We start from the raw sequence: 15,060 nt of genomic DNA on the forward strand, positions 1-15,060 counted from the left end.
CGCGAGCCCCCAGCAAAATGGCAGATTAGCACAAATTCGCGACCAGAGTAGCCGTGTTCAGTAAGCGTAGGGCAAACCCGGGCATTGCGAACCGGATTCCCATTGTTCCCCTCCGGCCCAATCAAGACCTTGGACATGTCGAGCCCAAGTGTCTGTAATAGGCGCAAAGCTGCCGTCGAAGCGAACCCGCGTGACGCTGCAATCCATATCCTGCGGATCAGCCATGCTGAGCCTTGGGCAGCCCGGGTTCGAACGGCTTGGCATAGGCATCCCGCTAAAGACCTGTGGCCCAGCCTAACTAGCTCAGCCTTCACCACAGCCCTCGTCCTACCTGCCTGACCTGGAGGGCATCCATCCATCATCTCCCCGCAAAGAGCGGGAGATGCGTCCCAACCATGTGGCAACGAGAAAGAACTTTGTGCCGCTGAACACCCAATCCCAAACTGTGAGAGCCTCCATGCTGTTCAAGCTCGAATACGTCGTGACCCGTCCCAACAAGGACGGCACCCTTCGTTATTATTTCAAACGCCGCGGCCAACGCGTGATGCGAGCCGATGTCCGAACATTTCCTGGAACAGTGGCGCGCTTTGATGAAGCGGGGGACGTCCGACGATGGAAACTCAAAAGAGTCTTAAAGGGTACCAACCTCGCCTCGACATCTTGGTCAGGCTGGCATCGACGAACTACGCCGAGCCAGTCGAGACGAACTGAGCCCTGAGGCCAACGATCCGTGCGGCACCCACAGCAATTACTCCAGGTATTATCTCTATTTTCGAACCGATTACCTAGATAATATCCGAGATAATCCAACTAATACGTCCACAATAAAATGTGGGACGCGAACGCAATTAAACCTTGCTCGCCGAAACTGTCATGAATACAGCTGCAGACGCCAAGAGATACTCCGACTGACACGCAGGATCAGACTCAAGCACGAGCAAGGAGCACCTTGGTTCAGAAACTCAAGGGCGATGTCCGCATAAGCCAGCAGTATGCGCCAAGCCCAACAGAGACAACACAAAAAGGCATTACAGAGGAATCCATGAGCTACATCCAAAACACAATAACCCCTGCCTACGACGAGGCCTACGATGGCGGCACCATCACCTATGGCATCGCCAAGACGGAGACCGGCTTCAGCGTCTTGAAGAGCGGTTGCATGACCGGGGAGTTCCGCGACATCGCCGAGGCTCGCAAGCACGTCCATGACCAGGTCATCCAGCGCCTGAATGCTGCCCAGAAGCGTCTGGCGGAGTTGGAGGAGATTCTCACACTGCTCGGCGACGACCCGTCCGGCCTCGAACACTTTCGCGTGTGGCCACCTAATGTTTGAAGGAGCCTTTCGGCGACGCGGTGACGCCGGAACCGAAAATGCGAAGGAGCCGGCCCGCTGTGCCCGGTCTCGATAGGCGGAAAACGACTAAGCTCTCGGGCACAGGCCGGCATCTTCAGCGTCCCTACATCATACGGTAGCCCGCTCAATGGTCGCTACGACGTAGGCCAAACCACCAAGTTAGCATATCTCATTCGAGGGTTGCCTAAAAGCTATGAGCCACCGAGCCGCACGCATCACCTACGACGAGGTCACCCGCATAGTGAAAGCTGTCCGCGATGTCGGCCTCCCCATTGGCAAGGTAGTTTTCAATGGAGAATTACTTTCCGTTGAGATCGCTGACGATAATGGGGACAAGCCTGCTAGAAATCTTGCGAATGCCAGCACAGTTGCGCCGTTGCTGAGGAAGCCAAAAGCGGCAGCCTCCATGCCGATCAAGCTCGAATACCTGGTAACCCGCCCCAACAAAGACGGCACCCTTCGCTACTATTTCAAGCGCCGTGGCCAGCCTGTGACGCGGATCCATGGCGAGCCGATGTCCGAACACTTCATGATCCAGTACCGCGCTCGCCTAGAGTGGGTGGCACCAGACGGTGCAAATTCAGAAGAGCCTTAACGGTCCGGCCCCAGCATTGTGGTCCGCCACGGACGGAGGAGCCGCACCGAGCCAGTCGAGATGGACCGAGCGCTGAGGCCGAAACACCGCTTGCACGCCTGGCAACTGCTCGGCGTATTATCCCGATTATTTCCCGCCAATTATCTTTGATAATCCTCTATCTATTGCAATTAATAACTCACAATATAATGTGGATTGCCAGAGCACTAATTTCTTGCTCGCGAAATATTTCCTGTTTACGATTCCTGTTCGAAGCCGTCGCCAAGCTGCACACTAGCAACGGCGACCAAAAACTAGGCGGCTACCGAGCTGCAACTTACCAATCGGCCTGGCGCGAGGTCGTCAAAACCTCCGCAGCCGGATCGACTATTTGGATGAAACTAGATGACACGCTCCCTCGCCATCTCGCAGCGGCAAGCCCAGACTTTGATCCGGGCAGCCGAAGCAGAGAAAGCCATCGTTGAGGTCCAGGTCGGAAATACGACCTACCGCCTCATTCCCAAGTGCCACGCCCCTAAGTCGGCCGTGACTCCTGCCGAACCAATAGATTTCCGTCTTTGAGCGAGCACATGCCCCGCAAGCTGCCTCCCTTCGTGACACGCGAACGAAGCCGCCATGGAACGCTCGTGTTTTATTTCAGGAAGGGCAAAGGCCCCCGGACTCGTCTGCCCCTACTTGGCTCGCCCGAGTTCGAGATCGAATATCAAGCCGCCTTGGCTGGCTCACCGCCGCCCAGGAAGGCCGTGGCAGGTGTCGGGAGCCTTAAGTGGCTGATCCATCGCTACCGCGACGGCAGCGCTTACAGGGGCCTCTCGGAGGCCACCAAGAAGCAGCGCGACAACATCTTCAAGGGCATCATCGATAAAGCCGGTGATGTGCCCTACAAGGCCGTCACCCGAAAGAAGATCGTCGACGGCCGGGAAGACCGCGCGTCGACGCCTGCACAGGCAAGAAACTTCCTGGACGCCATGCGTGGACTGTTCCGCTGGGCACTTGAGGCCGAGCTCGTCTCGGTCGATCCGACCGCTGGCGTAAAGAATCCTCTGCGACCCAAGGGCGAAGGTTTCGCTGCCTGGACCGAGGACGACGTGATCGCCTACGAGGAGAAGTGGCCGGCCGGAACCAAGGAGCGAGTATGGCTCCACGTCCTGCTCTACACCGGTCTCCGCCGCGGTGATGCCGTCACGATCGGCAAGCAGCACGTCCGTAATGGCGTCGCCACCTTGCGGACCGAGAAGACCGGGACCGAGGTCCATATCCGGATCCTACCGGAACTGGCCGCCACTCTGGCCCAAGGCCCAACCGGAGACCTTGCCTTCATCGTCGGGGAGAACGGCAAACCGCTCACCAAAGAAAGCTTCGGCAACATGTTCCGTGTCGCCTGCAATGAAGCAGGGGTGAAAAAATCAGCTCATGGCGTGCGTAAAATTGGCGCCACCCGAGCGGCCGAGGCCGGCGCAACCATGCGAGAGCTCGAAGCTTTGTTCGGTTGGACCGGTGGAACTATGGCCTCGCTCTATACGAAAACGGCCGATCGGAAACGCCTGGCTATGGCGGCTTCGGAAAAGATCGAGAACGCCCAACGCCCGCACCTACCCAGTCCGGTACGGGAAAACGGGGAAAATTCGCAATGATTTCAATGACCAAGAAATCGAATGGTGCGGTCGAGAAGACTCGAACTTCCACGGGTTGCCCCACAGCGACCTCAACGCTGCGCGTCTACCAATTCCGCCACGACCGCACGTGGTAGGAGCCGGAACCGTCCGGCCCGGGGCCTGTAGCAAATCGTTTCCGGCGAAACAAGGGTGCCGTGCGGAATATTCGCTAATGCATGTCGCCCAAAAGTGCGTGGCGGTTTTTGGGAGAACGACATGCTCAGACAAAGCTCCTGGCGCAATGCTCCACAGCCTCGCCACGGGCCGGGCGAAACTGGACGTTTCAGCCAATTGCCGCCATATGAGGGGAGCATCGAGAAAGTTCCATGACAGAACGCAGCCAGATCGCCACGTCGTTCCTGCCCCTTCCCGGTTCGGCGCCGGTCGAGTGGGTCATCGAGCCCGGCCTGACGTCTTATCCCGACGCGCTCGCCTTCATGGAATCGCGCGCCGAGGCCATCCGCAATGGCGCTGCCGGCGAGATGGTCTGGCTGGTTGAGCATCCGCCGCTCTACACCGCCGGCACCAGCGCCCGTATCGAGGACCTCATCGACCCTGACCGCTTTCCGGTCTTTGCCGCGGGACGCGGCGGCGAATACACCTATCACGGCCCCGGCCAGCGCGTCGCCTATGTCATGCTCGACTTGAAGCGCCGGCGCGAGGATGTCCGCGCCTTCGTCGCCGCGCTCGAAGAGTGGATCATCGGCACGCTTGCCGCCTTCAACGTGCGCGGCGAGCGCCGCGAGGATCGCGTCGGCGTCTGGGTGGTGCGGCCGGATCGCCCTGCCCTGCCTGACGGCAGCCCCACCGAGGACAAGATCGCCGCCATCGGCATCAGGCTCAGGCGCTGGGTAAGCTTTCACGGCATTGCCATCAATGTCGAGCCGGAGCTTTCCCACTTCGGCGGCATCGTGCCCTGCGGCGTTTCGGACCATGGCGTGACCAGCCTCGTCGATCTCGGCCTTCCGGTCACCATGGCCGATCTCGATCTCGCGCTGAAATCCGCCTTCGAGGACGTGTTCGGGCCTGCCGCGGCCCCGGTCGCCGACCTGGCCCGAAGGGCAGGGTAATCCGGCGCGGCTACATCAGCCGCGCTGAGGCCCAGAGCACGCCATAGCCGTGGATGGCGAAGACCGCGAGCAGCGCGCCGGCCATGGCCAGGCGGTCGAAGGCGCGGATCGGCTTCAGCTCGTGGCGCGGTTTCACGCCGCTGCCGACCGTGAGCAGGCTGAGGACCGAGAACACCGTGCCGGCGACGAGCAGGAAGCTTGGCGAGAAGCCGGCGCGCCAGCCGAGCGCCAGCAAGGCGAACAGCAGCAGGAAGGAGGCAAGCGCCAGCGCGATCGGGCCCGGGCAGATCTGGCGCAGCACTTGGCCGCCGTCGAACTTCCACACCGGCACCAGATTGGCGATGTTGAACAGCGACGCGCAGCCCGCAAGCGTCGCCAGCAGCACTGCCGCGAGACGATGCCCTTCGCTGCCGGCAAGGCCGCTGGCGGCGATCAGCAAAGGCACCAGGAAAGCGGAGAAGCCCGCACCCATCAGCGCCACGAAGGCGACCTCGAAGCGGCTGTCATAGGGCCTGCCGCCCATGGCGATACCGCCGAGCAACGGAATGAAGATCATGCGCACCCGGCGATGCCCCGTCAGGCGGAATGCCGCCATGTGGCCAAGCTCGTGCAGCGCCACCACCGAAGTTAGGATGACAGCCAGCGCCAGTCCCCCGAGGTTGAGGCCGAAGAACGGCCACAGGATGAAGGCCGAAAGCACGGCAAAGCCTATCTGGCTCACCGGATGCTCGAACCAGCCGCCCCTGCGATACGTTCCGGTTCTCGCCCAGACCTGCAACTTGGCGAGCTCGCGGCGCATGGCGAAGTAGCGGAAGATCAGGAAGGCGACGCCGCGATAGCGGTCGGTTTGCGTGAGCGTAACGCGCGTCGCATCGCCTTCGGGCGCGAGCGCGGTGGTTTCGCGATAGTCGGCCCAGAACGAGGGATCGAGAGCCGTGTCCTCAACGACGCGCATCGAGAAACGGCTGCCTTCCACCACATCGTCGAACCGCGCCTTGCGTTCGATCGGCCGCCCGTCGCGCCCTTCCCATGACAGCTTGATCGACGTCGTCCCCTCGCCGTCCATGGGTTCGGCAGAGAGGATTTCACCGGACCAGCCGGCGTCGCTGCCGAACGGCCACAGCGCCTGCCAGAGGCGATTCCGGTCAGCCTCGATCACGCGGCTGACCGTAACCGTGCGCAGCCCGAGCGGCACCGTCATCAAGAGAAAGATCAGTCCGAGATTTCCGGCCACGAGTGTGACCGTGGCGATGACCGACACTGCTCTTGCTCCCTGTCTTTGCGAGCCAAGCTAGCGGGGGTGCGGCCAAGAAAAGCTTAACAACGGGCGGGCTCCTGCCCGTCCCAAACCGAGAGCGGACCCTTCGTTCGCCCAGGGAGGCGGCCGCCAGCCGCCTGCTCACATGGCGCCAATCCAGATCGCCATGGAAATGAGAAAGGTGCTCATGCAGACCAGCGAGACGACATCCTGAACCAGATCGGCCATAACTCTCTCCTGTTGTTAATATGTTCGCAATTTGTTCTAATTTTGTTCGAATGTCAACGATCAGCCGAGAGGCATGCTGGCGAATTCAGGCGATCCGTTTGCGCACGGTTAAGGAAAGGTTGACGAGACGATAGGCCCTTTTTGAGCGCGCGGAGGGCAAGTCGAGATCAGGCCGAGCCGAGGATAGTAAGTTCCGAGAACCGGAGACGGCGGTACTGTACTCGCAGAAACTGCGGTCGACAGGCCGGGCCCCAGCCTAATATCGGCTTGCCTTAAAGCGGCACCACTTTGCCCTCTGCCAGCGTCACCCGCCGGTCCATGCGCCCGGCGAGATCGTGATTGTGAGTGGCGATCAGCGCCGCCAGCCCCGACTGCCTGACCAGCGCCTCCAGCGCATCGAACACGTAAGAGGCGGTGGCCGGGTCGAGATTGCCGGTAGGTTCGTCGGCCAGCAGCACCAGCGGCGCGTTGGCGACCGCGCGCGCGATCGCCACGCGCTGCTGCTCGCCGCCGGATAGCTCGGCCGGCCGGTGCTGCGCCCGCTTGCCGATCTGCATGTAGTCGAGAAGCTGCGCCGCCCGCTCGGATGCCTCCTTGCGGCCGAGCCCCTTGATCAGCTGCGGCATCATGATGTTTTCGAGCGCGGAGAACTCCGGCAGCAGATGATGAAACTGGTAGACGAAGCCGACATCGTTGCGGCGGATAGCCGTGCGCTCGTCATCCGACAGCCGGCCGCAGGCGCGGCCGCTGAGGATCACGTCGCCGGCGTCCGGCCGCTCGAGCAGCCCCGCCGTATGCAGCAGCGTCGACTTGCCGGTGCCCGACGGCGCCACCAGCGCCACCATCTCGCCACGCCTGAGCGAGAAGTCGGCGCCGTTCAGAATGGTCAGCTTGCGCGGCCCCTGGACATAGTGCCGCTCGACGCCCTTCAGCTCGATAATGGCTTCGGCCATCACTCGTACCTCAAGGCTTCGACCGGATCGAGCCGGGCTGCCCGCCAGGCCGGAAACACCGTGGCCAGGAAAGACAGGGTGAGCGCCATGATGACGACATAGGTGGTCTCGCGCGGGTCCATTTTCGCAGGCAACTGGCTGAGGAAATAGAGCTCGGGATTGAACAGGATCCTGCCGGTCATCCAGGAGAAGAACTGGCGGATCGATTCGATGTTGAGGCAGATGACGACGCCGAGCAGCACGCCGGCGATGGTGCCGGTGACCCCGATCGCAGCCCCGGTCATCAGGAAAATGCGCAGGATCGCGCCGCGCGACGCGCCCATGGTGCGCAGGATCGCGATGTCGTGGCCCTTGTCCTTCACCAGCATGATGAGGCCGGAGATGATGTTGAGCGCCGCCACCAGCACGATCAGCGTGAGAATCATGAACATGACGTTGCGCTCGACCTGCAGCGCCGAGAAAAAGGTCTCGTTGCGCTGGCGCCAGTCGACGAGGTCGACCGGCCGCTGCGCCGCCTGCTCGACCAACGGCTTCAGCGCATCCACATTGTCCGGATTGTCGACATAGATCTCGATGGTCTGCGCCCGTCCGTCCATGTTGAAATAGAGCTGGGCTTCCGAAAACGGCATGTAGACGATCGAGCTGTCATATTCCGACATGCCGACCTCGAAGATCGCCGCCACCTTGTAGCCCTTCATGCGCGGCGTGGTGCCAAGCGGGGTAACGTCGCCTTCGGGTGAGATCAGCGTGATGGTGTCGCCGAGCACCAGCCCGAGATTCTCGGCCATGCGCTTGCCGATCGCCACGCCATCGCCGGTGTCGAAACCGTCGAGCGTGCCCTGCTTGATGTTGCTGGACACAATCGAGATCTTGTTGAGATCCTCGGCGCGAATGCCGCGCACCAGCGCGCCGGTGCCGCCGCCGACATTGCCTTGCGCCAGCACCTGCCCGTCAATCAGCGGGATAGCGTATTTGACGCCGGCAACGCCGTTGATGCGGCTCGCCACCTGCGCATAGTCCTCCAGCGGCGAATCGAGCGGCTGCACGATCAGATGGCCGTTGACGCCGAGGATGCGGGTGAGCAGCTCGGCGCGAAAACCGTTCATCACCGCCATGACGACGATCAGCGTGGCGACGCCCAGCATGATGCCGAGGAACGAGATCGAGGCGATGACCGAGATCACCGTCTCCTTGCGCCGCGAACGCAGGTAGCGCCACGCCACCATGCGCTCGAAGCCTGAAAAGGCGCCTGCCGGCGATCGAGCTGCAGCCGCCTCGCCCATCAGGCGATACCCAGGCGTTTCTGGGCCTCCGCAATCGGCAGCGTCTCGCGCTCGCCGCTCCGGCGGTGCTTGATCTCGACCTCGCCGCTAGCCACCCCGCGCGGTCCGACGATCACCTGCCAGGGCAGGCCGATCAGGTCGGCGGTTGCGAACTTGCCGCCCGGCCGCTGGTCGGTGTCGTCATAAAGCACGTCCTTGCCGGCCGAGGTCAGCGCTGCGTAGAGCTCGTCGCAGACGCGGTCGCATTCGGCATCGCCGACCTTCATGTTGATCAGACCGATATCGAACGGCGCGACCGCTTCCGGCCAAATGATGCCGTTATCATCATGGCTCGCCTCGATGATTGCCGCGACCAGCCGCGACGGGCCGATGCCGTACGAGCCGCCCGAAGCATAATGGTCCTTGCCATCGGGACCGGTGACCTTCGCGTTCATCGGCTTGGAATACTTCTCGCCGAAATGGAAGATATGGCCGACCTCGATGCCGCGCGCCGAGAGCCTCTCGCCTTCGGGCACCTTCTCCCATGCCGCTTCGTCATGCATCTCGTCGGTGGCGGCGTAAGGAGTCGTCCATTTCGTCACGATGCCGCCGATCTCGGCATCGTTGGAGAAGTTCGTATCCGCGCCGGGCACGTCGAGCGACAGATAGGCGCGGTCGCAGAACACCTGGCTCTCGCCGGTCTCGGCCAGGATGATGAACTCGTGGCTGAGGTCGCCGCCGATCGGGCCGGTATCGGCGCGCATCGGAATGGCCTGCAGGCCCATGCGCGTGAACGTCCTCAAGTATGAGACGAACATGCGGTTATAGGCGGCTCTGGCGCCTTCAAAATCGAGATCGAAGGAGTAAGCGTCCTTCATCAGGAACTCGCGCGAGCGCATCACGCCGAAGCGGGGGCGCACCTCGTCGCGGAACTTCCACTGGATGTGATAGAGGTTGAGCGGCAGGTCCTTGTAGGACTTGACGTAGGCGCGGAAGATCTCGGTGACCATTTCCTCATTGGTCGGACCATAGAGCATGTCGCGGTCCTGCCGGTCCTTGATGCGCAGCATCTCCTTGCCGTAGTCATTGTAACGGCCGCTCTCGCGCCACAGATCCGCCGACTGGATCGTGGGCATCAGGATTTCCAGCGCGCCGGCTCGGTTCTGCTCCTCGCGGATGATCTGGCAGACCTTGTCCAGCACGCGCTTGCCGAGCGGCAGCCAGGAGAAGCTGCCCTGCCCCTGCTGGCGGATCATGCCGGCGCGCAGCATCAGCCGATGCGAGACAATTTCGGCCTCACGGGGGTTTTCTTTCAGAATGGGCAGGAAGTAGCGCGACAAACGCATGGACTGGTCCGTGAATGAAAAAATGGCGGCGCGGGGAATCGGCGCAACCGAGGCTGCTTGCCCGGGCTTCATAGCCATTTCATGACCGAATGGAAACCCGAGCGCTCCAAAGTGTTGCGGCGTTCTGCGGATGATCAAAAGGGCCCGTTTTGGCCACCAAAGTGCCGCATCTGGCCTTTTGATCGATTCACAAGCAAGCCCTGCCCCACTATTGTGCAGTGCAGCACGATATTGCCTATTTGGGGGCAAAATTCTTCGTGACATTTTCACCTGCCTTGGTCTAGTGTGCGCCGATAACCGAGAGGGCGGAGAAAAATCTGCTCTCCTACGCGGTCAAAGTCTTGGGAGGATGCGATCTAGGCGCGGTTACTCGCTGCCGCCGGACACCGGAAACAGATCGGACGCGTTTAAATTGCAAGGCCTCGTGCCTTGCATTTTTTTTGTGCAATCATCTGCTTAGCACCACGACCTGCCAAACAGCATTATGCTGCGCCAGCCCTTGAAATCGGAAGCCGGCTTCCAATTTCAACCAGCACGGGCGCGGGCTGATCAATACTTGCGGAAACAGTGCAGGGCGCTAGCGGCCGGCAGTATGAGTAAAGTCCGGCACGATGTGCGGAATGTCATCGAAGCCGAAGCCGAGCCCCCTTGTCAGGCCGTAGAAAATGCCGATCACGATCGCGGTGACGATTGTCGTGCGGATCGCCGCGCGCAGCATGTGCGGTCCCTTCGGCGCGCTCGAGACCGTGCCGAGCGTCACGTCCTTGTCCTCATCCTGGGTGCGCAGGCTGAACGGCAGCACCGCAAACAGCACCAGCCACCAGGTGACGAAGAACAGTGCGACAAAGGAAACCCAGTTCATGCCTGCTCCAATTCCACCAGCGTGCCGAAAAAATCCTTGGGATGCAGGAACAGCACAGGCTTGCCATGCGCGCCGATCTTCGGATTGCCGTCGCCGAGCACACGCGCGCCGCTTGCTTTGAGCTGGTCGCGCGCGGCGAGGATATCGTCGACCTCGTAGCAGACATGATGCATGCCGCCCGACGGGTTCTTCGCGAGGAAGGCTGCGATCGGTGAAGCGTCGCCCAGCGGCTCCAGCAGCTCGATCTTGGTGTTGCCGACATCGACGAACACAACCGTGACGCCATGTTCCGGCAGCGCCTGCGGCTCGCTCAGCTGAGCGCCCAGCGTATCGCGATACGCAGCTGTCGCCGCAGCCAGGTTCGGCACGGCAAGCGCGACATGATTTAGGCGTCCGAGCATAAGCGCTCCGAAAGTTAGGGGAGTAGGGGGGTAGGAAAGACTCCGAGCTATTTGCTCTTCCCTACTCCCTTATTCCCGTACTCCCCTACTCCCTTATCTAGTGACAAACACCGTCACCAGCGGCTTCTTGCCCCAGGCTTCGTTGGCGGCGCCGCGGACGGCGCGGCGCACGGCCTCCTGCACAAGGTCGAGGTCTTTTCTGCGCTGGCGGGGGATCGAGTCCACCGCGCCGATTGCCGCATCGAGCATCAGGTCCTCTAGCGTCTCGCCGCTGGCATCGGCCTCGGCGACGCCGATCGCCACCAGATCGGGATCGCCGGCTAGCTCGTATTTCTCGTCGAGCACGACGTTGACCGCAACATGTCCGGCATAGGACAGCTTGCGCCGGTCGCGTATGCCCATCGCCTGATCGGTGCCGATCAAGTATCCATCCTTGTAGAGGCGGCCGAACGGCACCTGGTCGATGATCGTGGCCGGACCGGGCCAGAGCCTCAACATATCGCCGTCGCGCACCTGCGCCACCTGGCCGATGCCCGACATCGACATCAGCGAGCCCTGCGCCACCAGATGCGCCGCCTCGCCGTGCACCGGCACGCCGATCTGCGGCCGCACCCATTCATACATCTTGCGCAACTCGCTGCGGCGCGGATGGCCGGAGACATGCACCAGCGCGTCGCCGTCCTCGATGATCTTCATGCCGAGGTCGATCAGCCGGTTCTTGATTTCCAGGATCGCCTTCTCGTTGCCGGGAATGGTGCGCGACGAAAACACCACCGTGTCGCCGGCCGTCAGCGCCACCGACTTCATCTCGTCGCGCGAAAGCTTCGCAAGTGCGGCCAGCGGCTCGCCCTGGCTGCCGGTGCAGATGACCACCAGATTCTCGCGCGGGATATAGCCGTAATCCTCCTCGGCAATGAATTCCGGCAGGCCGTCCATGTAGCCGAGTTCGGTCGCGACATCGATCACGCGCTTCAGCGAGCGGCCGAGCACAAGGCACTGCCGGCCTGCATCCCGCGCAGCCTTGGCGATCGAAACGATGCGCCCGACATTGGAGGAAAAGGTGGTGACCGCGACGCGGCCCTTGGCGTTTTCGATGACGCCTTTCAGGCCCTCGCCGACCGCCACTTCCGACGGCGACTCCCCTTCCCTCAGCGCATTGGTGGAATCGCAGATCAGCGCCAGCACGCCCTTGTCGCCGTAAGCGCGGAAGCGCGCCTCGTCCGTCTTGGGGCCGATCGTCGGCGCCGGATCGATCTTCCAGTCGCCGGTGTGGATTACCGTGCCGGCGGGCGTGGAGATCGCCAGCGACATCGGTTCGGGAATGGAATGCGCAACCGGGATGGCTTCGATCTCGAACGGCCCGACAGTGAACGTCTCGCCGGCCCTGTAGATCATTGCCGGGATTTTTGGCGCGTTCTGCTCGCCCTGCCGTTTGGCCTCCAGCAGGCCGGCGGTGAACGGCGTCATCCAGACCGGCACTTTGAGCTTCGGCCAGATATCGAGCAGCGCGCCGTAATGGTCCTCATGCGCATGCGTTATGACCACGCCGCGCAAGCCGTCGAGGTTCTCCTCGATGAAGCGTGTGTCGGGCAGGATCAGATCGACGCCCGGATGCGCGCTGTCCGGAAATGTGACTCCGACATCGACTACGATCCATTCGCGCGCGTCCGCGGGCCCGTATCCATAGAGGGCGAAGTTCATGCCGATCTCGCCGACGCCGCCGAGCGGCGCGAAGACGAGTTCGGCGTTCTCAGTATTCGCCATAAATCCTTTCCTTCCTGGCCAGTCAGGCCAAGCCAATCAAATCAAGTCGTCAAAGACGGGCCGACGCGACCGCGCCGAAATGCACGTCGCCGGCCGCGATCGTCAAAACAGTTCCGTCATCGTCGCGGATCACGAAACGGCAGTCCTCGTCAATGGTTTCGAAGACGCCGCGCACCACATTGCCGTCAATTCTGACAGCAACCTCGCCGCCGAGCCCCGCGGCGCGAGCCAACCAGCGTTTCCTAATCGCGCTAAGTCCCCGCCCGTCATCCCACAATCTGAAATTCTCGCTCCAGGCATCCGAGAGCGCCAGGAACAGCATCTCGGCATCGCAATTGGCGCCAAGTGCCTGCAGCGACGTCGCCGGATAAGGCAGATCCTCGGGGTATGCCACGACGTTGACGCCGATGCCGACGGCAACCGCGAAACGGCCGCCTTCGAGCAGGGTCGATTCCAGCAGGATGCCGGCAAGTTTGGCGCCGGTGGCGAGCACGTCGTTCGGCCATTTCAGCTCGAAGCGGTTGCGTCCTTCGCTGGCTCCGTCCAGGCCAACGGCGATCCGCCCTTGCGGGACGACGGCATCGAGCGCGTCGGCCAATGCAAGCCCAGCGACGAAGCCAAGCGTCGCGGCGAGCCGCAACTCGCCATTCGGAACCAGAAGCAGCGTCGCCGCCAGATTGCCTTCAGGCGTCGCCCAGGCGCGGCCGCGCCGACCGCGTCCGCTTTCCTGCCTCTTCGAGACGACCCAGAGTTTTCCCGGATCGCCCGCGCGTGCATGCTCAAGCGCCAGCGCGTTGGTCGAGCCGACGCTGTCATGGGCCTCGAGCCGGAACCCCTCCGACGCCGCGGTTGGAGCCAGCCGAAATGCCATCCCGTCAGAAGAAGGTCTTGGCGGCGGCTTCGGCATAGCTGCCGATCGGCCCGCCGATCAGCACATAGAACAGCACGAAGGCGCCGCTGACGCCGAGCACGAGGCGCAATTCGCTGGCCATCGGCACAAAGCCGCCGACAGGCTCGTCGAACCACATGATCTTGATGATGCGCAAGTAATAGTAGGCACCCACCACCGAAGCCAGCACGCCGATGATCGCCAGGGCATAGAGATGCGCGTTGATGGCGGCGAGGAACACGTACCATTTCCCCCAGAAGCCGGCGAGCGGCGGAATGCCGGCCAGCGAGAACATCAGGATGGTGAGGATGGTGGCCATGATGGGATTGGTCGAGGCGAGGCCCGCCAGATCGCCGATCTGCTCGACATTGCCCTCCTTGCGCCGCATGGCGAGGATGAAGGCGAAGGTGCCGAGCGTCATCACCAGATAGATCAGCATGTAGATCGCCACGCCGCGCACGCCGGCCTGGCTGTTCGCGGCAAGGCCGACCAGCGCGTAGCCCATATGGCCGATCGAGGAATAGGCCATCAGCCGTTTGATGTTGGTCTGGCCGATCGCGGCGAAGGCGCCAAGCGCCATCGAGGCGATCGAGATGAAGACGACGATCTGCTGCCAGTCGGCGGCGATCGGCTTGAAGGCCCCCATGGTGACGCGCACGATCAGCGCCATCGCCGCCATCTTCGGCGCGGCGGCCAGGAAGGCGGTGATCGGCGTCGGCGCGCCCTCATAGACGTCCGGCGTCCACATGTGGAACGGCACCGCCGAGATCTTGAAAGCGAGGCCGGCGAGCACGAAGACCAGGCCGAAGACAAGGCCGAGCTGGCGTTCGCCGCTGCCCAGCGCCGTCGCGATCTCGTGGAAGCCGGTGTTGCCGGTATAACCGTAGACCAGCGAGATGCCGTAGAGCAGCATGCCCGACGACAGCGCGCCGAGAACGAAATATTTGAGGCCGGCCTCGGTCGAGCGGACATTGTCACGGTTGATCGCCGCCAGCACGTAGATCGCCAGCGACTGCAGCTCGAGCCCGAGATAAAGGCCGATCATGCCGTTGGCCGAGATCATCAGCATCATGCCGAGCGTGCACAGCACGATCAGCACCGGATATTCGAACTTGTCGAAATGCTCCTGCCTGGCAAACCGCATCGACATGACGAGCGTGACGGCAGAGCCGATCAGCGCCAGCATTTTCATGAAGCGGCCGAAGGAGTCCTGGACGAAAGCGCTGCCATAGGCAGACCCCTCGCCGTCGGAGAAAGCCAGCCACAGGCCGGCGATCACAAGCACCGCGACCGCGAGCCCGGTCACCGTCATCGTGTTGTTGGAGCGCGAATAGGCGCCCACCATCAGAAGCGCCAGTGCGCCGATGGCGAGGATCAGTTCAGGCGTCGAGAGCGAAAGGCTGGAGAGAAGGTCCGGCGTCAT

The 15,060-nt window shown here is 62.3% G+C and carries 13 protein-coding genes and 1 tRNA gene; 4 read left to right on the forward strand and 10 right to left on the reverse strand.

The genetic code is table 11. The features are described 5' to 3' along the window. The first annotated feature begins 1,042 nt into the window (after nt 1–1,042). From CK221_RS25715 to CK221_RS25725, 3 genes are all read left to right on the forward strand, one after another. A complete protein-coding gene (locus CK221_RS25715; RefSeq protein WP_095779747.1) occupies nt 1,043–1,333 on the forward strand; it encodes a hypothetical protein in 291 nt (96 codons plus the stop codon). Nucleotides 1,334–1,547: 214 nt separating this feature from the next. Then, entirely contained in the window at nt 1,548–1,949 is a 402-nt protein-coding gene (locus CK221_RS25720; RefSeq protein ID WP_095779748.1) for a hypothetical protein, read from the forward strand. A 569-nt stretch (nt 1,950–2,518) separates the two neighbouring features. Then, complete coding sequence (locus CK221_RS25725; RefSeq protein WP_095779749.1) at nt 2,519–3,583, forward strand: tyrosine-type recombinase/integrase; 1,065 nt, start codon at nt 2,519–2,521, stop codon at nt 3,581–3,583. A gap of 22 nt (nt 3,584–3,605) precedes the next feature. Here the strand turns inward: CK221_RS25725 and CK221_RS25730 are convergent. Then, nucleotides 3,606–3,690 (reverse strand) — tRNA-Leu (locus CK221_RS25730). Nucleotides 3,691–3,930: 240 nt separating this feature from the next. Between CK221_RS25730 and lipB the strand changes: the two genes are divergently transcribed. After that, nucleotides 3,931–4,674 (forward strand): lipoyl(octanoyl) transferase LipB, encoded by a 744-nt coding sequence (gene lipB, locus CK221_RS25735; RefSeq protein WP_095779750.1) that lies wholly within the window; start codon nt 3,931–3,933, stop codon nt 4,672–4,674. A gap of 10 nt (nt 4,675–4,684) precedes the next feature. Here the strand turns inward: lipB and CK221_RS25740 are convergent, their stop codons facing one another. The 9 genes from CK221_RS25740 to nuoN all read right to left on the reverse strand — a co-directional run bounded on the left by CK221_RS25740 (nt 4,685) and on the right by nuoN (nt 15,060). Next, entirely contained in the window at nt 4,685–5,935 is a 1,251-nt protein-coding gene (locus tag CK221_RS25740) for an SRPBCC family protein (RefSeq protein ID WP_067001231.1), read from the reverse strand. A gap of 497 nt (nt 5,936–6,432) precedes the next feature. Next, nucleotides 6,433–7,116, reverse strand: a complete 684-nt coding sequence (locus CK221_RS25745) for an ABC transporter ATP-binding protein (RefSeq protein ID WP_179295205.1) — start codon at nt 7,114–7,116, stop codon at nt 6,433–6,435. Beyond that, nucleotides 7,113–8,396, reverse strand: coding sequence for a lipoprotein-releasing ABC transporter permease subunit (locus CK221_RS25750; protein WP_067001237.1), 1,284 nt, complete (start codon nt 8,394–8,396; stop codon nt 7,113–7,115). The genes CK221_RS25745 and CK221_RS25750 overlap by 4 nt, the downstream gene beginning before the upstream one ends. Further along, a complete protein-coding gene (proS, locus tag CK221_RS25755; protein WP_095779791.1) occupies nt 8,396–9,721 on the reverse strand; it encodes a proline--tRNA ligase in 1,326 nt (441 codons plus the stop codon). The genes CK221_RS25750 and proS overlap by 1 nt, the downstream gene beginning before the upstream one ends. Before the next feature lie 577 nt (nt 9,722–10,298). Further along, entirely contained in the window at nt 10,299–10,583 is a 285-nt protein-coding gene (locus tag CK221_RS25760) for a DUF1467 family protein (protein WP_095779752.1), read from the reverse strand. Continuing rightward, nucleotides 10,580–10,984: a methylmalonyl-CoA epimerase gene (gene mce, locus CK221_RS25765; RefSeq protein WP_067001242.1), complete on the reverse strand. Its 405-nt coding sequence runs from the start codon at nt 10,982–10,984 to the stop codon at nt 10,580–10,582. Before mce ends, CK221_RS25760 begins: the two co-directional genes overlap by 4 nt. A gap of 93 nt (nt 10,985–11,077) precedes the next feature. Further along, on the reverse strand, nt 11,078–12,748 hold the full coding sequence (locus CK221_RS25770; RefSeq protein WP_095779753.1) for a ribonuclease J: 1,671 nt from the start codon (nt 12,746–12,748) through the stop codon (nt 11,078–11,080). A gap of 49 nt (nt 12,749–12,797) precedes the next feature. Further along, the gene (locus tag CK221_RS25775) at nt 12,798–13,619 is read right to left on the reverse strand and encodes a biotin--[acetyl-CoA-carboxylase] ligase (RefSeq protein WP_095779754.1); all 822 of its coding nucleotides are present in this window, start codon (nt 13,617–13,619) and stop codon (nt 12,798–12,800) included. 4 nt (nt 13,620–13,623) lie between these two features. Continuing rightward, nucleotides 13,624–15,060 carry an NADH-quinone oxidoreductase subunit NuoN gene (nuoN, locus tag CK221_RS25780; RefSeq protein WP_095779755.1) on the reverse strand — a complete coding sequence of 479 codons (1,437 nt, stop codon included), beginning with the start codon at nt 15,058–15,060 and terminating at the stop codon, nt 13,624–13,626.

The organism is Mesorhizobium sp. WSM3868, from assembly GCF_002294785.1.
Taxonomy (GTDB): Bacteria; Pseudomonadota; Alphaproteobacteria; order Rhizobiales; family Rhizobiaceae; genus Mesorhizobium.